This is a genomic window from Microbacterium sp. GW821-FHT01D02, from assembly GCF_059422585.1.
Genome location: NZ_JBWKXB010000001.1, coordinates 130,339 through 150,466, shown reverse-complemented (window position 1 = coordinate 150,466; position 20,128 = coordinate 130,339). Strand labels below are relative to the sequence as shown.

General features: G+C 70.3%; 16 protein-coding genes. 9 read left to right on the top strand and 7 right to left on the bottom strand.

The genetic code is table 11. From position 1 onward, the window contains the following. Positions 1–65 precede the first annotated feature (65 nt). The 3 genes from AC07VM_RS00740 to AC07VM_RS00730 all read right to left on the bottom strand — a co-directional run bounded on the left by AC07VM_RS00740 (position 66) and on the right by AC07VM_RS00730 (position 3,362). Positions 66–1,562, bottom strand: coding sequence for a sensor histidine kinase (locus AC07VM_RS00740; protein ID WP_494909594.1), 1,497 nt, complete (start codon positions 1,560–1,562; stop codon positions 66–68). A 26-nt stretch (positions 1,563–1,588) separates the two neighbouring features. Then, positions 1,589–2,317, bottom strand: coding sequence for a response regulator transcription factor (locus AC07VM_RS00735; protein WP_324170111.1), 729 nt, complete (start codon positions 2,315–2,317; stop codon positions 1,589–1,591). 67 nt (positions 2,318–2,384) lie between these two features. Beyond that, positions 2,385–3,362 (bottom strand): acetylxylan esterase, encoded by a 978-nt coding sequence (locus AC07VM_RS00730; protein WP_494909593.1) that lies wholly within the window; start codon positions 3,360–3,362, stop codon positions 2,385–2,387. 195 nt (positions 3,363–3,557) lie between these two features. Between AC07VM_RS00730 and AC07VM_RS00725 the strand changes: the two genes are divergently transcribed. Next, positions 3,558–7,499 (top strand): golvesin C-terminal-like domain-containing protein, encoded by a 3,942-nt coding sequence (locus AC07VM_RS00725; RefSeq protein WP_494910737.1) that lies wholly within the window; start codon positions 3,558–3,560, stop codon positions 7,497–7,499. A gap of 105 nt (positions 7,500–7,604) precedes the next feature. Here the strand turns inward: AC07VM_RS00725 and AC07VM_RS00720 are convergent, their stop codons facing one another. Continuing rightward, positions 7,605–8,765: a mandelate racemase/muconate lactonizing enzyme family protein gene (locus AC07VM_RS00720; RefSeq protein ID WP_494909592.1), complete on the bottom strand. Its 1,161-nt coding sequence runs from the start codon at positions 8,763–8,765 to the stop codon at positions 7,605–7,607. Positions 8,766–8,849: 84 nt separating this feature from the next. Then, entirely contained in the window at positions 8,850–9,653 is an 804-nt protein-coding gene (locus tag AC07VM_RS00715; RefSeq protein ID WP_267415295.1) for an IclR family transcriptional regulator, read from the bottom strand. 338 nt (positions 9,654–9,991) lie between these two features. Here AC07VM_RS00715 and AC07VM_RS00710 point away from each other — a divergent pair, with 338 nt between their 5' ends. The 3 genes from AC07VM_RS00710 to AC07VM_RS00700 are packed head-to-tail and all read left to right on the top strand — an operon-like array spanning position 9,992 to position 13,046. Beyond that, positions 9,992–10,822, top strand: coding sequence for a carbohydrate ABC transporter permease (locus tag AC07VM_RS00710; protein WP_267415294.1), 831 nt, complete (start codon positions 9,992–9,994; stop codon positions 10,820–10,822). Continuing rightward, entirely contained in the window at positions 10,822–11,679 is an 858-nt protein-coding gene (locus AC07VM_RS00705) for a carbohydrate ABC transporter permease (protein WP_267415293.1), read from the top strand. Before AC07VM_RS00710 ends, AC07VM_RS00705 begins: the two co-directional genes overlap by 1 nt. A gap of 53 nt (positions 11,680–11,732) precedes the next feature. Further along, the gene (locus AC07VM_RS00700; protein ID WP_267415292.1) at positions 11,733–13,046 is read left to right on the top strand and encodes a type 2 periplasmic-binding domain-containing protein; all 1,314 of its coding nucleotides are present in this window, start codon (positions 11,733–11,735) and stop codon (positions 13,044–13,046) included. 72 nt (positions 13,047–13,118) lie between these two features. Here AC07VM_RS00700 and AC07VM_RS00695 read toward each other — a convergent pair whose 3' ends face one another. Then, positions 13,119–13,838, bottom strand: coding sequence for an SDR family NAD(P)-dependent oxidoreductase (locus AC07VM_RS00695; protein WP_494909591.1), 720 nt, complete (start codon positions 13,836–13,838; stop codon positions 13,119–13,121). Continuing rightward, positions 13,835–14,728 carry a dihydrodipicolinate synthase family protein gene (locus AC07VM_RS00690; RefSeq protein ID WP_267415290.1) on the bottom strand — a complete coding sequence of 298 codons (894 nt, stop codon included), beginning with the start codon at positions 14,726–14,728 and terminating at the stop codon, positions 13,835–13,837. The genes AC07VM_RS00695 and AC07VM_RS00690 overlap by 4 nt, the downstream gene beginning before the upstream one ends. A gap of 136 nt (positions 14,729–14,864) precedes the next feature. Here AC07VM_RS00690 and AC07VM_RS00685 point away from each other — a divergent pair, with 136 nt between their 5' ends. The 5 genes from AC07VM_RS00685 (at position 14,865) to AC07VM_RS00665 (ending at position 20,084) form a co-directional block, all read left to right on the top strand. Continuing rightward, entirely contained in the window at positions 14,865–15,785 is a 921-nt protein-coding gene (locus AC07VM_RS00685; protein ID WP_494909590.1) for an SMP-30/gluconolactonase/LRE family protein, read from the top strand. Then, on the top strand, positions 15,782–16,441 hold the full coding sequence (locus tag AC07VM_RS00680) for a bifunctional 4-hydroxy-2-oxoglutarate aldolase/2-dehydro-3-deoxy-phosphogluconate aldolase (RefSeq protein ID WP_494909589.1): 660 nt from the start codon (positions 15,782–15,784) through the stop codon (positions 16,439–16,441). The genes AC07VM_RS00685 and AC07VM_RS00680 overlap by 4 nt, the downstream gene beginning before the upstream one ends. An 87-nt stretch (positions 16,442–16,528) precedes the next feature. After that, on the top strand, positions 16,529–18,001 hold the full coding sequence (locus tag AC07VM_RS00675; RefSeq protein WP_494909588.1) for an ABC transporter permease: 1,473 nt from the start codon (positions 16,529–16,531) through the stop codon (positions 17,999–18,001). Between the two features lie 56 nt (positions 18,002–18,057). Continuing rightward, positions 18,058–18,783, top strand: a complete 726-nt coding sequence (locus tag AC07VM_RS00670; protein ID WP_494909587.1) for an ABC transporter ATP-binding protein — start codon at positions 18,058–18,060, stop codon at positions 18,781–18,783. 50 nt (positions 18,784–18,833) lie between these two features. Next, positions 18,834–20,084: an FAD-binding oxidoreductase gene (locus AC07VM_RS00665; protein WP_494909586.1), complete on the top strand. Its 1,251-nt coding sequence runs from the start codon at positions 18,834–18,836 to the stop codon at positions 20,082–20,084. Positions 20,085–20,128 lie beyond the last annotated feature (44 nt).

The window sequence follows — 20,128 nt, the reverse complement described above, 5'->3', positions numbered from 1 at the left end:
GCGGGTCAGGCCTCGGTGGTCGTGTTCCGCGGGTCGGGCCTCGGTGGTCGGTCGTGTTCCGCGGGTCAGGCTTCGGTGTCGGCGACGGTAGCGGCGGGGTTGACCGGGATGCGCACCGTGAAGGTCGTGTCGCCGGGTTCGCTGCTCACGGTGATGAAGCCGTGGTGCCCCTCGACGATGGCCTTGGCGATCGCGAGGCCGAGACCCGTGCCGCCCGTCTGCCGGGCGCGTGAGCTGTCGCCGCGGGCGAAGCGCGCGAAGAGCTCGTCGCGGATCGCGGGGTCGATGCCGGGACCGTCGTCGTGGACGCGCAGCACCGCCTCGTCCCCCTCGCGTGAGACGGTGAGCGTGATCGTGGTGCCTGCGGGGGTGTGCGTGCGGGCGTTCGCGAGCAGGTTCCCGACGACCTGGTGGAGCCGGCCGGCGTCGCCCACCACGGTGACGGGCTCGTCGGGGACCTCGATGGTCCAGTGGTGGTCCGCCGCCGTGGGGCGGGCGTCCGAGAGCCCTTCCAGAGCCAGCTGCGTGAGGTCGACCGTTCCGTAGACCAGCTCGCGGCCCTCGTCGAGACGCGCGAGCAGCAGCAGATCCTCGACGAGCCGGGTCATCCGCAGCGATTGCGCCTGGATGCGCTCCAGCGAGGAGGTCGTGCTCTCGACGACCTCCGGGTGCTCGGCCGGTGCCTCGGTCTGACGCAGCGCGCGCAACGACAGCTCCGAGTAGCCGCGGATGGACGCGAGCGGGGTGCGCAGCTCATGGCTGGCGTCCGCGACGAAGCGGCGCATCCGCTCCTCGTTCTTCTGCCTCGACGCCAGCGAGGTGTTCACGTGGTCGAGGAGCTTGTTCAGGGAGGCCCCGACGAGCCCGGTCTCGGTGCGCGGATCGGCCTCCGAGGCCGGCACGCGCTCGGTGATGCTGACCTCGCCGCGGTCGAGCTGCTGATTCGCCACCCGGGTCGCCGTCGTGGCGACCGCGCGCAGCGGGCGCAGGCCCACCCGGATCGTGATCGCGGTGGTCAGCGCCAGCAGGATCAGGCCGCCGATGGTCGCGAGGGCGATCACGGTGAGCAGCTGCGTGAGCTGATTCTGGATGTCGTCGCGGGGCAGGCCGGTGACGACGACGATGCCTCCCGCCGCGGGCAGCGCCATGAGCCGGTAGGAGCCGAGATCGCTGATCGAGACCGTGGCCACGGTGGTTCCCGCCAGTGCCATGCCGATCTCGGTCATCTGCTTCCGGTCGAGCGTCTGCAGAGTGCCGGTGAACTCGTCCTGCGCCGAGTTCTTCACGATCACGCCGCTGGCTCCGGTGAGCGGACTGACCACGGCGACCAGCAGCCCCGCCGCCGGCACGGTGTGCCCGGCCAGGACGTTGGGTGCCGTCGCCTCGGGCGCATCCGTCGCCTCCGCCCACCGCTGCACCAGATGCGCGTTGGTGGCCAGCTTCTGGTCGAGCTGGTCCTCCATCGTCTTGCCCAGCGTGGCGCTGGTGATCACGGCGACGATGACGAGGATCAGCGACACGAACCCGATCACGGCGGTCATCAGCCGTGTCTGCAGGCTCATGGGCCGTCTGGTCATCGCCGCAGGGGTCACTGCGGGGCCTTGATCATGTAGCCGACGCCGCGGACGGTGTGCAGCAGCGGCGTGCGTCCCGCGTCGATCTTCTTGCGCAGGTACGAGATGTACAGCTCGACGACGGACGACTTGCCGCCGAAGTCGTAGCTCCAGACCCGGTCGAGGATCTGCGCCTTCGACAGCACCCGGCGCTCGTTGCGCATCAGGTAGCGCAGCAGTTCGAACTCCGTGGCCGTGAGGTCGATCTCGGTGCCGTCGCGGACCACCTCGTGGCTGTCCTCGTTGAGGGTGAGGTCGGCGACGCGGAGGATCGACTGTCCGTCGTCGGCGGTCGCGTGGCCGGTGCGGCGGATGATCGCCCGCAGACGCGCGATCACCTCTTCCAGGCTGAACGGCTTGGTGACGTAGTCGTCTCCGCCGGCGGTGAGCCCGGCGACGCGGTCGCCCACGGCGTCCTTGGCCGTGAGGAAGAGCACCGGGACGAGGTTGCCGGACTCGCGGAGCCGCTTGAGCACCGACATGCCGTCCAGGTCGGGCATCATGATATCGAGCACGAGCGCATCCGGCTCGAACTCGCGCGCGACCTGGAGCGCCTCCATGCCCGAGGAGGCGGTGCGCACCTCCCAGCCCTCCATGCGCAGCGCCATCGCGAGCAGGTCGGTCAGCATCTGCTCGTCGTCGACGGCGAGGATGCGCAGAGGGGAGCCGTCGGGACGGTGCATTTCGGGCAGGTCGCTGGTCATGTCCCTATTCTGCGGAATCTCCTATGTGATTTCTATGGAGATCGCTATGCGTTGTCTGGGAGCGTGCTCACTCGAGGCGCTCGTCGAGGCGCTCGTCGGGGAGCGCGAGGAAGTCCAGGCCCTCCTGCAGCGCCAGCCGGTCCGCCTGCTCGCCGATCGCCCCGGAGAGGTGACCGTTGGCGCGCACGCCGAGCCGCCGTGGGCCGGACAGCGCGTGGTACACCGCGAACTGGCCCCGCGGGTCGACCGCGGGGTCGAGCACCGCCGCGCTCACCTGCACGGGAAGACGCAGGCGCCGCGCCGCGATCGCCGCGTCGTAGTAGTCGAGCACAGGGCGCGCCTCGGGGTGCGATCGCAGGTGCCGTCGAACGGCCTCGCCGCTGCCGGTTCCTCGCCGGGTGAGGCGCACATCGTGGTTCCCGAAGCTCGGCACGTCCAGGGCCGCCCGACGGAACCGGTCATCCCAGGGGAGGGCCATCGCGCCGATGCCGCCGCCGAAGCTCCCGCCGTGGAAGTCGAGGGCTCCGGACACGGCGGGAGCGATCTCGAGCAGGACCGTCGCCGCACGCCAGACGTCCGCCACGGCGAAGCGGTGCGAGTACGTGTCCCGGTGCGCGATCCCGGCGAGGACGTGCTCGTCGGGAGCAGCGGGGAAGCGGCTCGCGGTGCCGGGGTGCGTGCCCGGGGCGCAGGGCAGGATCGCGGCGGTGTCGGCCGGGACGCGGTCCGGATCGGGGCCGGTGCGCCCGCCGTAGCCGTGTCCGACCACGACGCCGCGCCGCACGTCGTCGGCATCCTGCGGCACCATCACGTACGCGGCGGCCCGCTCGCCGGCGGACGAGGAGAAGCGGATCTCGGTGACGCGGTGGGTCGCGGTCGGCTCCAGCTCGCGCGTGCGCTCCCACTCCACCGGTCCGGCGCCGAACTCCCGGAAGGTGGACCGCCAGAAGTCGTCGAAGTCGGCGGGCTCGTCCGGGGCGGAGCGCGGAGTCAGCAGCGCGCTCAGCGGGTATTCCGTCATCTCCTCGTGAGGATCCTGGCTCACCGCGTGCGTCCCTTCCTGATGTGTGTCCGCCGGCTCGACGTTACCGGCGCCGCGACGGATGGCGCGTCGGCGACCGGCGAGGCGGATCCATTGACATGATCGCATACGGATTGCAGTATGTGCATCATGGATTCAATTTCTGGCAATGGGGCCGAAGACAATTCTCTTCTGTGGAGCCGCCGATCCGTGCTGCGCATGCTCGTGATCGCCGGGGTGCTTCCTCCGGTGCTCGGCTCGCACGCGAACGGCGGATCTGCGGCCGCGACAGAGGTGACCACGGTGGGCGGCGCGTACGCCGATGCGCTCCGTCGCCTCGATAAGCCGAATCTGGCCTTCGACCGGATCGCGCAGCTGGTCGGGCAGAACCACAGGATGACGTTCTTCCAGGCGACCTGGGACGGCGGGGCGACCATCGTTCGAGATCTCGAGGTCGCGCACAACGGTGGCTGGCTGCCGGTCACCGACCCGGCTCACCGTTTCGACGAGCAGTGGCTCGTGCTGGAGGGGTCGCTCCCGGCCGGAAGCGCGCCCGAGCTCTACGGTCCGCTGACGCCGAGCTGGCTCGGCTTCACATCGTTCCAGGTGCTCGGCCCGCAGGCGATCGAGCTGACCACGAGCACCGACGACATCGAGCTGGTCGTGCGCTGGCGACTGGAGGGGGCGGCTCCGGAAGCACACCACGTGCTGACGGCCAAGACCGCCGGCGACTACATCGTGGGCTATCAGAGCCAGGACACACGCTCGCTGGACGACCTCGACGAAGTGCTCTGCGGTTCGTACCAGCACGCGCTCTCGGTGCTCGACGGGTCGGCCCCTCTGGGGGCCTGGGAGCTCTTCGCGCCGATGGCTCTGACGCAGTACGCGATCGGCGGCGTCGCCGTGACGTCCGGCGTGTACCTTCCCGCCGAGGTCGCCGAGTTCGTGCACGAGCGGCAGCTCATGTCCGACCGGCAGCCATACGGGATGAGCCTGCGCAACGACAGCCTCGACATCGTGCCGTCGATGTACTCGCCGCAACCGGGCCTGCGCACGGCCATGGCGGTCGGCGAGCAGCGCGGCTTCGCGTTCGGCGTCGCCGCCCGCGCCGACAGCCTGTACGGCACCTACACGCAGCTGTGCCGGAACGAGTACGGCCTGACGGCCTATCGACGGAACGTCTACGACAGGTCGCTGACGGATGCCGTGCACGCGATGACGGCCCTGATCGCGGTCGAGCCGGACGGTGACGACTCGATCGACTACATCCCGTCGTACTCGGGCTGGTGGAACCGGGCCAAGGGCTTCGTCGACGTCGAGAACGAGGATGCCGTCCGCGCGGCGGCCAGCGGCGTCGTGCTCGCGGCGCACTACCTGACCGGCACGACCGACAGCACGCTCTACGACCGTCGCGCGCGGCCGCTGGTCGAGTACCAGCTCTCGCGCAAGGGAATCGGGCACTCTCCCGTGATCGGGAGCCCGGTGTACAACGACACCACGCAGTACCGGATCGGGCGGATCGCCACGGATGCGGTGAACCTCGCGTCGCTGTACCAGCTCACGCACGGCCGCAATGCCGGCATCCAGCGACTCGCGGTGCAGGCGACCAAGTCTGGAGTGGTCGGGCAGAGCAGGGCGCCGTTCTCGAACGCGCTGGCGACGTACCGGGTGACCGGTGATCCGGCCTATCTGGCGGAGGCGACCCTCATCGCCCGGCGCTATGCGCAGGAGCAGATCCTCACGCCGTACCGGTCCAATGGTCAGCCGCCCGGCGGCTTCGCCTACAGCTTCTCCAAGTACTGGGTCGACCTGCTCGAGATGTTCGAGGCCACGGGTGAGACCGAATTCCTGGACGGCGCGTATCGCGAAGTGCAGCGTTTCATCACGCAGACCGCAGTCCGGCCGGTGCCGGACACGACGGTGACGGTGCCCGTCGGATCCGTGATCAAGCAGCAGTACGACTGGGAGTCCCGCTCCTCGCTGCCCTCGTACCCGACCACGAACGTCCCCACCGAGACGGTGCCCGCCTGGTACGTCTCGCCGTCCGGTCTCACGTTCGAGGCGCTGTCGTCGTTCAAGCTCGGTGTCAGCGCGCTCGCGAACCCCGGCGGCGGCTACGTGTTCAACCCGTGCTGGGCAGGAGCCCTGCTGCGGCTCGCGCATCACACGGGCGACGAGCTGCTCGCCGACATCGCGCACAACATGGTGATCGGCCGGTTCACGACCTATCCCGGTTACTACGGGCGTCAGTTCCAGGTCGCGCACATGAAGCCGGGCTTCGCGAAGAGCGGCCCGGTGGGCATCACCGGGTACTACTTCCACCATGCGCCCGCGCAGCTCGGTCTCGCGATGGACTACCTGATCAGCGAGAGCTTCTACCGCAGCGGCGGCGCCATCGAGTTCCCGCACGTGTTCGAGGCCGACTTCGCGTACTTCAAGTTCTTCGCCTACGGCCACGCACCGGGGAGCTTCTTCGGCGAGACCGGTGTCTGGCCGTATCTGCCCGCGGGGTTGATCTCGGTCGGCAATCCGCTGATCAACTGGATCGGCGGCGTCGGCAACGATGCGCTGTACATCAGCCTCACCAACTCCGCGGGCGATGCCCAGCAGGTCGTGGTCGACGTCGCCAACGACCTGACCGGCCTGTCCCGCGGCTCCTCGTGCGCCGTCGAAGTGGTCGCGGCGAACGGCAGCCGCACGACCTCGTCGCTTCACGCCGGCAGGATCACCGTCACGGTGCCTGCACGCGGGCTGCTGGCGCTCGTCCTGCGGAACGTCTCGGTGCAGCGGCCAGGGCTGCCGTCCGACGACATCGCCGACCATGGGCGGGACAGCTTCCACGAGGTCGATTCGGACCCGGCCACCGAGTACGGCGTCGCGCGCGGCATGCTCCTCGTCCGCCCCGATGGGCAGGGCTATGACGCGTACGTGCAGATCGACACCGAGCAGCAGGCCACGCTGTCGTACCGGATCGGCTCGAACCCGGTGGAGCAGGCGCCTCAGAAGGCGTATCCGTTCGAGTGGACGATCCCCGTGGACGATCTCACCAAGACGTTCCGGTACACGATCACCACGGGCGGCACCACGACCCCGGAGGTCACCCTGCGCCTGCCCGCGCGGATCAGTGGTGCCAACCCCGGCATCGTGGGCGACGTCATCGCGCAGGCGACCGGGACCGCGGGCGATCGGGTCCCGCTGATCATCGAGGTGCGCAACGCGACAGATGATCCGATCACGGGTGACCTCGCCGTCGCCGTGCCCTCGGGCTGGCAGCTCGAGGGTGCGGTGCCGTCGATCACCGTCGCTGCGGAGGGATCGGCACGGGTGGAGGCCGCGGTCGTGATCGCGGCGGCGGCGCCGCTCGGTGAGGTCGAGGTCACGGCGAAGCTGTCGATCGCGGGGGAGGACCCGGTGCCCCTGCGCGCCGCGGCGATCGAGGTGATCGACCGGCGACGGCTGGTGTCGCTGACATCCGACGTCGAGATCGTCAGCGGGCCGGGCGCGGTCGCGAAGCTCACCGCACTCGTCATCAACACCGGTGTGACGCCGCTGCAGGGCACCCTCGCGCTGTACGGGCTCACCGGGTGGAGCGTCGGGCAGCAGAGCTCGACCATCACGGTACCGCCGAGGTCCGATCTGACCCACACCTGGACGGTGACGGCCGGATCCGGCATCGCACCGGGCACCTCGACGAGGTTCGAGGCGCGGCTCGACCAGACGCTGCGCCGCGGCGTGCTCGTGCGCGTCGCCGACGAGGGCGCGATCACCCACACCCAGTCACCATGGCCCGGTTATCTGGAATCCGGGAACTGGTACCCGAGCGGTCTGTCAGGCTGGAACGGCACCCGCACCCGCTACAGCGACTCGGACTCGGTGGGCAGCACCGTCACGTGGAATGCGAATCTGCCGCAGGCCGGCCTGTACCGCGTCTCGGTCTGGTATCCGACGAACTCCACGACGACCACCTCGGCGGCCTACGTGGTCGAGCATCAGGGCGGCAGCTCCGAGGTGATCGTGGACCAGACGCAGGGAGCGGCGGCGTGGCGGTCGCTCGGCACGTTCCGCTACGGAGCCGATGCTGTGGGCACGGTGCGGCTCGAGGTGCGCAACACCAGCATCCACCGCGTCAGCGCCGCCCAGTTCGTCCGCGTCGGGGACTGACCCCCCACCCCGGTTCGAATCGCGCAAATGCTTCCATCCAGCCTCTGGATGGAACCATGTGCGCGATTCGAGCTCAGTGCCGCACGTACTCAGTGCCGCACGCGCTCAGTGCCGTACGTACTCCTTGATCGCATCCTCGTCGACGGTGACGCCGAGCCCGGGGCCGGTCGGGACGACGAAGCCACCGTCCGCCCGCACCTCGAGCGGCGTCGTCAGGAGGCGGTTGGCGACCGGCAGGGTGAACGGCTGGTACTCGAAGGCGAGCAGCGACGCGGCGCTCGCGGCCACGTGCACGCCGGCGGCCATCGCGATGCCGAAGGCGGCCGAGTGGTGCGGGGCGACCTGCACGTGGAAGGCGTCGGCGACGGCCGCGATCGCGAGCCCCTCGGTGATACCGGTGCGGCCGATGTCGGGCTGCGTGAGGCCGACGGCCCGGCGCGTGAGCCAGTCCGTGAACTCGAAGCGGCTGCGCATCGCCTCGCCGATCGCGATGGGGGTGGCGAGCGAGCGGGCGAGGTCGCGGTGGCCCTCCACATCCTCCGGCGCGAGCGGCGCCTCGAAGAACCAGGCCCGCCGGTCGTCCAGCTCCTGACCGAGCGCGCGTGCCTCGCCGAGCTGGTAGGTCCAGTGGGCGTCGAGCGCGACGTCGAGATCGGGGTGCACCGCGCGGATCGCGTCGTACGTCGCGAGGTCGGAGCGGATGTCGATGCCGAGGTGCAGCTTGATGCGGCGCACACCGCCCTCGACGAGCTCGGCCGCCTTCTCGGCACGCTCGACGTCGTCGACGCCGCGGATCCCGGAGACGTACGTCGGCAGCACCTCGTGGAAGCGACCGCCGGCGAGCTCGGAGACGGAGAGGCCGGTGGCGTGGCCCCACAGGTCCCAGAGCGCGATGTCGACCGCCGCCATCGCGTCGGCCTGGTGACCGGTCAGGTGCCCCCGCTCCCGCATCGACTCCGTCATGCGGTGCCAGAGCGTGCGCACCGAGCGCGGGTCCTCGCCGACGATCAGCGGGGTGAGCAGGTTGTCCACGATCGCCGCGGCCACGACGGGGGCGACGGGCGCCAGTGCCTCGCCCCAGCCGACGAGACCCTCATCGGTCTCGATCTTCACGAGCAGGGTCTCGTAGCCGGGAGCGTACAGGCTCCGCCACGGGGGTCGGATCACGTAGCCGCGGTGCTCCACGGCGGTGTCGCCCGCGTAGGAGTTGTTCGCATCCTCCTTCGAGAGGTAGAGGGGGAAGGTCTGGACGCGCGTGATCTTCACAGGGGTCTCCAAAGACATCGATGGTCGGCGAACCGGCGGCGCACGCCGCGGGCGGGGCTTCGGGGCCGCGGGGCGGCCGGGTGGTCAGAGCGCCGCGAAGGCGGAGGCGGTGCGGGACGGGCTGTATCCGAGGGCGACGGAGATCTCGTCGGCGGCCTCGATCAGTTGCAGGGCGAGCTCCTGGTGCGGCGCGTGCAGGTCGAGCACCGATAGCGGGCCGCTCGCCGAGATCCCGGCGACGATCTCACCGGCGCGGTTGCGGATCGGGACGGCGATGCACGCGCGACCGAACGCGAGCTCCTCGATCTCGGTCGCGTAGCCGCGGCTGCGCGTCTCGTCGAGGGCGAGCTGCATGGCGTCACGGTCGACGATCGTGTGCGGGGTGAAGCGCTGGGGCGTCTGGGCGAAGTACTCGTCCACCTGCTCGTCGGTCATGCCGGAGAGCAGCGCCTTGCCGAGGCCGGTGGCGTGCAGGGGGCCGGTGCGGCCGGCCATCGCGAACGACTTCGGCGCCAGCGCACCCTCGAAGTTGCAGAGGTAGGTGAAGGTGAAGCCGCTGAGCTCGGCGACGTTCACGCCGATCTCGATCTTCCGGGCGAGGTTCTGGGCGATCTGGCGCGACGCGCGGAAGATCGGCGACCCGTTGAGGGCGATCGTGCCGAGGGACACGGCCGCCGGCCCCAGACGGTAGAGCCCGGTCCGGGCGTCCTGCACCACGAACTTCATCCGGTCGAGGGCGGACATCATGCGCGAGACGGTGGACTGTCCGAGGCCGGTGAGGGTGCAGAGCTCGGAGACCCTCAGCTCGCCGGACTCCTCGGTGAAGCATGCGAGCAATGACATCGCCCGTTCGACGGTCTGCGTGCCGCCCACCGATTCCGACGCCATGGTGACTCCTCCTCAAGACTGCCGCCGCATCTGCGACGCCTGCGGCTCGTCGCCGCTGCCAGTCATCCTATTGAGAGAAATGATGCGAAGCAACACAAATGTGGGTGTCTTATGCATTTTGTGGATTTCGCATCCGCATTGTGGTTAACTGGCCGCACGTCGACGTCGACGACTGTGACGACGACGCGCAGGGCCCCGCAGAGGGTCGTCTCTACTGGAAAGTGACTGCAATGCATCAAGCCATACTCGAGCGGCCCGCGGAGAGCGAGCAGAAGGCTGTCGAGCCCCGCTCAGGGCGGCGCTCCACGTTGGGCGCGAAGGATCGCACCTTCGGTTTCATGATCGCACTTCCCGCGGTCCTCCTGTTCCTCGTGATCGCGATCTTCCCGCTCGTGTCGAGCATCGGCACCAGCCTGTACGACCAATCGCTGCTGCGCCCCGAGCGCACGTTCGTCGGCCTGGACAACTACGCGGCGGTCTGGGACGAGTTCTTCGCCCGGCTCGGCACGACCCTCGTCTTCGCGTCGCTCTCCACGGTCTTCCCGCTCGTGCTCGGCGTCGCGCTCGCCCTCCTCCTGAACGCCCGCATGCGCGGCCGCAACATCCTGCGCGGCGCGCTGATGCTGCCGTGGCTGCTGCCCGGCGTGGTGGTCTCGTTCCTCTGGGCGTGGATCTTCAACGACAGCTACGGCGTGGTCAACCATGTGCTCTCCGTCCTCGGACTCCCTGAGATCAGCATGCTCGGCACCCCGGCCGGCGCCATGGCCGCGGTGGTCATCGCCAAGACCTGGCACTCCTTCCCCTGGATCATGGTCGTCGCCCTCGCCGTCCTCCAGACCCTGCCGAGCGAGCAGATCGAGGCCGCCACGATCGACGGGGCGACCCGCTCGCAGCGGTTCCGGCACATCTCGCTGCCGCACATCGCCGGCCCGGTCACGCTCGTCGCCGTGCTCGAGTTCATCTACAACTTCGGCAACTTCGACACGATCTTCGTCATGACCGGCGGTGGCCCGGGCAACTCGACCACGACGCTCGCGGTCAGCCTCTACGACCTCGCGTTCGGCAGCTACGAACTCGGCAAGGCCTCCGCCATGGGTGCGCTCTGGCTCGTCCTGCTCGCGATCATCACGAGCGGTTACCTGTTCCTCAACCGACGGCTGGAGAAGTGATGCGCCGTAGTCGCGATGTGGGGGAGTCGATCATCCGCCCCCACCTGTCCATCCCGGGGCGCGTCCTGCTCCTGCTGCTGGCACTGTTCGGCCTGCTGCCGATCTACTGGCTCACGTCCACCGCGTTCACGAAGAAGGAGGACGTCTTCTCCCTCGACCGTCCGTTCTTCCCGGTCGACCCGACGTTCGAGAACTTCATCGGCTTCTTCCAGAACGACCTCCTGCTGAAGAACCTGATGAACAGCATCATCGTCTCGACCGGCACCGCCCTGCTCGCGGTCCTCGTCGGCGGGCTGATGGCCTACTCGCTGTCGAAGTTCCGCTACCGCGGGCGCAACGCCATCATGTTCATGTTCCTCATCGGACAGCTCATCCCCGGCGCCCTGCTGCTCATCTCGCTCTACCTGATGCTGAGCTCGGCCGGGCTCCTGTACACCTACACCGCGCTGATCATCTCGTTCACGACCTTCACGCTGCCGCTCGCGGTGTTCCTGCTGAAGGGCATCATCGACGCCCTCCCCGACGACATCCTCGAAGCGGCCAAGGTCGACGGGCTCTCGCGCACCGGGACCATGTTCCGGATCGTGTTCCCCCTCGTCGTCCCCGGTCTCATCACCGCGGGGATGTTCGCCTTCATGCGCGGCTGGAGCGACCTGCTCTTCGCGCTGACCCTCGCCGGACCCGACAAGCAGACCCTCCCGGCGGGACTCACGCAGGCCTTCATCCGCGAAGGCACGGCCGACTGGCCGGCGCTGATGGCGGCCTCGCTGATCACGTCGCTCCCGCTCGTCATCATCTTCATCCTCCTGCAGCGCTACTTCGTCTCCGGCCTCGCCGCCGGGGCGGTCAAGGGGTAGCCATGCGTCGCCTGAACAGCATCACCCCCCATCACCTCGAAGGAGCAGTCGCCATGACCATCTCGAACTCACAGCTGAGCCGCCGAGCCTTCCTCGGAGGCGGAACCGTCCTGGCCGCGTTCGGCGCCCTCGCGCTCGCCGGCTGCGCGACGCCCGCCGCACCCGGCACCGGCGCGGGCGCCACGGCCGCCGCGGGGACCGCGGCCAAGACGATCAACTTCTACGGGAACTCGCTCGGCGAGGAAGCCCTGAAGTCCGCCTGGCAGGGCATCCTCGACGGCTTCTCCAAGAAGGAGGGCGTCACCGTCGCTCCGGTGATCTACCCGTACGACCAGGCCGCGACGCAGCTCGCGCTGACCGGACGCTCCGGCAACCTCATGGGCGTCGGGCAGTCCGGCGGGTGGCAGGTGCTGACGCCCATGAACGTGCTCGCCGACCTCAGCGACCTCGCGAAGGGGCTGGGCATCCCGCAGGGTGTGCTCGACTCGTACACGATGGACGGCAAGCTGCTCGTGCTGCCCCTCACGGCTGCCGGAATCGGCATCATCACGAACGGCGAGATCGCGAAGAGCGTCGGCATCACCTCGGGCATGACCGTGGAGCAGTTCGCCACGGCGCTCGAGAAGATCAAGAAGCAGGACTCCTCGCTGATCCCGTACGCCGCGGTCACCAAGAACCCCGACCTGAAGGACGCCGTGCCGTGGATGTGGGGCTTCGGCAGCGACGTCGTGACCGATGACCTGAAGTGCACGCTGGGAGACGCGGAGAGCGTCAAGGCGGTCACCTGGTACAAGTCGCTGCAGGACGCCGGCCTCACGCAGACGAACGTGGCACGCAGCGACGCCCGCATCCTGTTCGCGAGCGGTCGCGCAGCCCTGTACGACGACGCCCCGCTCGCCTCGACCTTCGTCAAGACGAACGGCGCCGCCCAGAACATCATCGACAACATCGGGGCGATCTCGCGCCCGACGGCCGGCGGCAAGGACTCGTTCAACCGGGCCTGGGGCAGCGGCGTCTTCGCGACGGCGGGCGAGGGAGAGCTCACCAGCCGGGACTTCATCCTCTACGCGGCGACCAACGTCGAGGCGGCGACGGCGCTGTACGAGAACTCCGCAGTCGCCCCGGCCGCCAAGTCCGTCGCCGACAAGATCCCCGCCCTCGCGGCCGACAAGTTCCAGGGTGCGTTCCGCACGGAGGTCTCGGAGCACGCGCGCGGCGCCGCCTGGGACCGCGTCGCGGTGACCGCGCAGATCGACTCGGCCATCGGCGCGGGCGTCGCGACGATCCTCGCCGGTCAGGTCGATGTGCAGGCCGGCCTCAACGCGCTGAAGAAGGAGGTGCAGGGGCTCCTGGACTCCAACTCCTGAGCCTCCGCATCCACGAAGAAGGCCGCGTCCCGAAAGGGGACGCGGCCTTCTTGGTGGGCCGGGAGCCGAGGCTCAGAGCCAGCGCTCGCGCAGCACCGGCTTCAGCCAGGCGGCCGGCGACGAGATCGACAGGCCGCCGTCGACCGCGATCGACGTGCCGGTGACGAAGGATGCGGCGTCGGAGGCCAGGAACGCCACGACGGACGCCACCTCCTCCGGACGACCGATGCGCCCGAGCGGGTAGCCCTCGCTCTCTCCGGTGTCGACGGCCGAGATGCTGCCCGGCTGGACGGCGTTGACGCGGATACCGCGGGGGCCGTAGTCGAGCGCGAGCTGGCGGATGAGGCCGTCCACACCGGCCTTGGCGGCCGCGTAGGCGGGCAGAGCGGGAGCCGCGAGTGACGAGTTCACCGAGGTCACCGCGACGATCGAGGAGCCTGCTGCGAGGCGGGGGAGCGCCGCCCGCGCCACGAAGAACGCGGAGTCGAGCGTGGCGCCCAGGGCGCCGCGCCAGTCCTCGTCGCTCGTGGCCTCGGCGCGTGCGATCGGCATGCGGCCGGCCGCGAGCACCACCGCGTCGAGCCGGCCGAGCGCCTGAGCGGCTTCGGCGACGGCACGGTCCGCCTCTTCGGGACGGCTGCAGTCGGCGACGAGGTACCGCGCGAAGACGGGGTCGGCGGAGTCCTCGAGTCCCACCCCGACGACGGCGTCCCCGGCGTCGACGAACGCCCGGGCGATCGCGAGTCCGATGTCGGAGCTGCCGCCGATCAGCAGCACGCCGCGGCGGGTCATGCGCGTACCGCGGTGGGAATCGGCGGGAGCGCGAGCTCGTCGAGCACGAGGGCGACGGCCGCGCGGCTGCCGGCGTCCAGGGGGGATGCGGGATAACGCACGGTCGCGTGGTCGATCACGCCGCGCGCGACGAGGATCTCCTTGTGCACCGCCCACGCGATGCCGCCCTGCAGTCCGATCAGCACGAGAGGGAGCATACGACGGAACTCGGCGCGGGCCTCCTCGACGCGCCCCTCCTGGAAGTGCGTGAGCACCGGGCCGAGGAGATCGGGGAACTCGCACGCCGGCATGGTGCCGACCGCGCCCCTGGCGTACTCCTCGAGGCAGAACTGCGCGTTCTGCCCGCCGAGCACCGCGAAGTCCGGGACGTCGATCGCCGCGACGACCGCGCCGACCTTGGGTGCCGTCGGCGGCGCCTCGACCTTGACGGAGTCGACCCCGTCGAGCCGGGCGATCTCCGCGATCAGCGACGGCGCCATCGCGACGCCGGTGACACCGGGGGCGTCCTGGATCATGACCGAGAGCGAGGTCGCGGCGGCGACGTCGCCGTAGAAGTCGACGAGGGTGCCGGCCGGCGGCTTCACCATGAACGGCGGGAGCACCATGAGCGCATCCGCACCGCCCTCCTCCGCGAGCAGGGACTGCTCGATCGAGGTCGCCGTCGAGGTGCCGTTGACGCCGGCGATCACGGGGATCCGGCCGTCGACCACGCGGACGACATCGTCCAGGATCGTGCGCCGTTCCTCGGTGGTCAGGGCGAAGCCCTCGCTCGCCATGCCGAAGACGGCGACGCCATCGACCCCCGCAGCGAGCTGGAACTCGACCAGTCGGCGCAGGCTCTCGCGGTCGAGGGCGCCCGACTCGTCGAAAGGAGTCGCCAGGATGGGCATCAAGCCGTGGAGTGTCGGAGCCATCAGCAGTTTCCCCGCTTCTTCATCGTGTACCCGTATTTCTCGCAAGTGTTATGCATATTGTGAGATAGTCTGCCACATAACGGTTACGAGCTACCAGCGAAGGATGACCCGGATGTCGCACACTCAGACCTCCCGAACCGTCGAGATCCTCTCCGACGCCCGCTACGTCCAGGCCGAGTCGCCGCGATGGGACGGTCGTGACGGCTCGCTGGCCTGGATCGACATGGCGACCGGCTCTCTGCATCGCGGACGGATCGCGCACGGGAGGATCGTTCCGGAGACCGCGGTCGTGGTCGGTGCGCAGATCGGTGCGCCGATCCCGCTGGCGGAGCCGGGGGCGGGCTGGCTCGTCGGCGTCGATCGTCGCGTGGTGCACGTGAGCGACGACGGCATCGTGTCCGCGCTCACGGGGGACATCGCGGGGACCGGCGACTACATGAACGACGGGGGCGGCGATCCGTCCGGGCGCTTCTGGGTGGGCAGCCAGTCGATGCCCCGCGACCCGCACTGCACGCTGTGGAGCATCGAGCCCGACGGGACGCCGGTCGCGCGGCTCGGCGGGGTGACGGTCTCGAACGGGCTCGCCTTCGACCGCACGGGCTCCACGCTGTACTACATCGACACGCTTCCGCACCGCAGCATCGAGGCCTTCGACGTCGCCCCGGACGGGCAGCTGTCGAACCGGCGCACGGTGTGCCGCGTCGACGGCGGCAACCCCGACGGCATGGCGATCGACCGGGACGGCATGCTCTGGGTCGCGGTCTGGGACGCCGCCGAGGTGCGCCGCTACTCGCCCGACGGGGTGCTTCTCGAGTCGATCGCCCTGCCCGCGACGCGGCCGACCGCCGTCGTCCTCGTCGACACGCTCCTGGTGATCACGACGGCGAGCATCGGGATCGCGGAGCCGACGGAGGCGGACGGCGCTCTCCTCGGCGTCCGGGTCGAGGTCGGCGGCGAGCCCGCTTTCCCCTGGCGCGGCACGACGGCGACCGTCCACGATGCGGGCACGGTCGCGGGGGAGGCCGCGTTGTGAGCACCGTCGACAACGCACAGCTCCGGGAACGGCTGCGGATCACCCGGCTCGTGGCGATCCTCCGCGGGACGGATGTGGATGCCACGGTCGCCGCGGCCCGCACGCTGCTCGACGCGGGCGTCCTGACCCTCGAGATCGCCCTCACGCTGTCGGACGCGGAGGAGGCGATCGCCCAGGTCGTGCAGGATGCTCCGGTCGAGGCCCTGATCGGCGCGGGCACCGTGCTCGACGAGGCCGACGTCGAACGGGCGGTCGCCGCCGGTGCGCAGTTCCTGGTGACCCCCACGCTCACCGCCTCCGTGCCCTACGCGATCGCGCAGGGGATCGGCGTGCTCCCCGGTGTCTACACGCCCACCGAGGTCCAGCAGGGGCACGACCTCGGCAGTGCGGCGGTCAAGCTGTTCCCCGCGTCGGGTCTCGGGCCGGGCTTCCTCCGTGCCGTCCGCGATCCCTTCCCCGAGGCGAGGATCATCCCCGTGGGCGGCGTCAGCGTCGACACCGTCGGCGAGTACCTCGCGGCGGGTGCCTTCGGGATCGGGGTGGGCGGACCGCTGGTCGGCGATGCGGCGACACCCGGGGGCGACCTCGACGCGCTCGCGGGCCGTGCCCGGTCGTTCGTCCGGACCGTGCGCGCCGACGGACCCGTGCACGCATAGGTTCCTCATCACCGGCCCCTCGAACTCGCATATGAGCGATTCCTAACGTCGATCTCACCCCGCGATGGCCGCGGTGGAGGGAGAGAGATGTACGGAACCTATCTGCGGCGCGAACTCGCGGGCCGCAAGAAGCAGACCCTGATCGTCGCGATCGGGTTGGCGATCGCGATCGCACTCGTGATCGTGGTCAACGCCCTGACCGCCGGAGTGCGCGATGCGCAGGCCCAGGCGCTCGAGTCCGTGTACGGGGTCGGGACCGACCTCACCGTCACGGGCGCGGCGACCGAACCGGGGCAGGGGGAGAGGCCGCGCTTCGACTTCGACGCGGATGCCGGGGAGACCGACGGGGAGACGACCACTCTCGACCAGTCGATGCTGCGGACCGACTTCCTCCGCGGCACGCTCGACTCCTCGGTGCTCGACACCGTCGCCGCGACGGACGGCGTCGCCGCGGCGTCCGGGGCGCTGAGCCTCACCGACTCCACGTTCTCGGGCGAGCTGCCCAGCGGAGGATTCGGGCAGCAGGACGATCAGCAGGACGGCCAGCAGGGCGCGGCTCCGGAGCAGGGGCAGGCTCCGCCGGACGGCGGGCAGGGCGGCGGCTCCTTCGGCGTCGACTCCTTCTCGGTGCTCGGGATCGACCCCGCGGCGACCGCGATCGGTCCGCTCGCCTCCGCCGAGGTGACGGACGGCCGCGGATTCGACGCGGGTGACGCCGAGGCCCTCGTCGCCCTCGTCGACAGCACCTACGCCACGACGAACGAGATCGCGGTGGGAGACACCATCGACGTGGCGGGGTCCGACGTCGAGGTCGTCGGGATCCTCGGCTCGACCTCGGACTCCGCGGACACGGCGGCGAACGTCTACCTGCCGCTGCGCACCGCGCAGTCGCTGGCGGGGGTGGAAGACGTCATCTCCACGGTCTATGTGCAGGCGGATTCCGCCGCGTCGATCGATGCCGTGCAGTCCGCGCTCTCCGACGCTCTGCCGGATGCGACCGTCACCTCGCAGGCGGAGCTCGCGTCGACGGTCTCGGGGTCGCTGTCCAGCGCCACCGCGCTGATCACGAACCTCGGGACCTGGCTCTCGATCATCGTGCTCGCGGTCGCCGTGCTGCTCTCCGTGCTGCTGACGATGTCCGGGGTGGGCCGGCGCACCAGGGAGTTCGGAACGCTCAAGGCGATCGGCTGGTCGAACGGTCGCGTCGTGCGCCAGGTCGCCGGAGAGTCCCTGGTGCAGGGGCTCATCGGCGGAGCGGCCGGTCTCGTCCTCGGCGTCCTCGGCATCGTGCTCGTCAACGTCCTGAAGCCCACCGTCGCGGCGACCGGTGCGAACCAGGGGGCGGGGCCCGGCGGCATGCGCGGTGGCCCCACCGGTGCGGGCGGCGGGATGTTCTCGACGACGCCGGCGGCGGACATCGTGCTCCAGGCGCCGTTCACCCCGTGGGTGCTGGTGGCCGCCGTCGGCCTCGCCGTGCTGGGCGGGCTCGTCGCCGGCGCGTTCGGTGGCTGGCGTGCCGCACGACTCAGCCCCTCGGAAGCGCTGCGGTCGGTCGCATGAGCACCGCCCGGAGCACCCCTCGCACGCCCCTCGGATCCGATCAGAAGGAGAACGACATGACCATCGCCGACCTCGCCCCCGCGGCACAGCGGGACGACGCCGACCAGCCCCTGTATCGCGCGGCAGGCGTCACCCGCACCTACACGCACAAGGGACGCATCGTGAAGGCCCTGACCGGCGTGGATCTGGAGATCATGCCCGGGGAGTTCGTCACGATCCAGGGACCCACCGGGGGCGGGAAGTCCACGCTGCTGCAGCTGCTCGGCGCTCTCGACGCCCCGTCGACGGGCTCGCTGCTGCTCGACGGCCGCGAGCTCGCGTCGGCGTCGGCGAAGGAGCTCGGGCGGATCCGGGCGGAGGAGATCGGGTTCGTGTTCCAGGGATTCAACCTGATCCCGACGCTCACGGCCACGGAGAACGTCGACATGGCGCTGGAGCCGCTCCGGCTCGACCGAGCGGAACGGCGCACCCGGGTCGCCGAGGCGCTCGTCCACGTCGGTCTCGACGACCGGGGCGACCACCTGCCCTCCGAGCTCTCCGGTGGTCAGCAGCAGCGCGTGGCGATCGCGCGGGCGATCGTGAAGCGGCCGCGGGTGCTGCTGGCCGACGAGCCGACCGGCAACCTCGACGAGAGCATGCGCGACGAGATCCTGACCCTCCTCGAATCGCTGTGCGCGGAGGGGATCACGATCATCGTGGTGACCCACGATTCCGCAGTGGCGCGACGCGCGACGCGGCGCCTGCGCCTCACGAAGGGGGTGGTGCAGGACATCACGTCCTAGCGTCGACGGATGGGGGCCCGGATGTCGGCCGTGCTGGCTACAGTGTCGGCATGGCCGACAGCGATGTTGCTCCCGTTCCCTCCGTCCATCGTCCCCGCACCGCCCACGAGGTCGCCGAGGTCGTACGGCTGGCTTCCCGCGAGGCCGTGCCCTTGACGGTCGTCGCGGGTGGGCACGGCCCCTGGTCGCACGCGCCGGCCGAGGGCATCCGTCTCGAGCTCGGCGAGCTGTCCGGCATCGAGGTCGACGGCACCACCGTCCGCATCGGCGGCGGCGCGGTCTGGGGCGACGTCGCCACGGCGCTCGCCGCGCACGGACTCGCCCTCAGCTCCGGCGACACCGCATCGGTGGGCGTCGGCGGTCTCACCCTCGGCGGGGGCATCGGCTGGATGGTGCGGGCGTGGGGTCTCGCGGTCGATCAGCTGATCGGGGCGCAGGTGGTCACCGCCGAAGCCGAGGTCGTCGAGGTCTCGGCGTCCGCGCATCCCGAGCTGTTCTGGGCGCTGCGCGGCGGCGGAGGGAACTTCGGCGTCGTCACCCGCTTCGACTTCGCCGCGCACCCGCTGTCCGGCATCGCCTTCGCCGAGAGCACCGTCGACGGCGATGCGACCGCCGTGCTGCGCGCCACCCGGGACCTGCTCCGCGATGCGCCGCGAGAGCTCACCGTCACCTACATGGACGTGCCGCCGATGGACCCGAGTGCACCGGCGGGGGCGCGCCTGAGCGCGGTGTGGGCCGGGCCCGAGCCCGACCGCCTGCGTGCGGTGCTGGAGCCGATCTCCGCAGTGGACGGTGTGCGGACCGAGGTGACGACACCGGCGTACCGGGAGGTGCTGCTGGAGATGCCGGAGCCGGAGGGGGAGGAGGCCGCCGCCCCGCCCGGCTTCCTCGGTGGAAACGGACTGTTCGCCGAGCTCGACGACGCCCTCATCGCGCAGCTGGTGGCCTTCCGCCGCTCGTACCCGGCATCGGTCGTGTTCCTGCGGTCCCTGGGCGGGGCGGTCGGCGACGTGGCGCAGGAGGACACCGCGTTCCCCGCGCGCTCGGCGACCTGGTTCGTGCTCGCGGGCGCCTTCGACATCCCCGGCACGCTCGACGACGACACCCGTGCGGCGATCCGATCCGACTGGCGGGCGATCGAGATCGGCCGCCTCGCGGAGTACGGCAACTTCGCCGACACCGAGCGACCCGAGGCGGTGCCCGGCATGTTCACCGACGCGGGGCTCACCCGACTGCGGGCGACCAAGGCCGTGTGGGATCCGCAGAACCTGTTCCGTCGCAATCACAACATCGCGGTGTGACGCACGAAGGGCCGGACACCTCGCGGTGCCCGGCCCTTCGACGG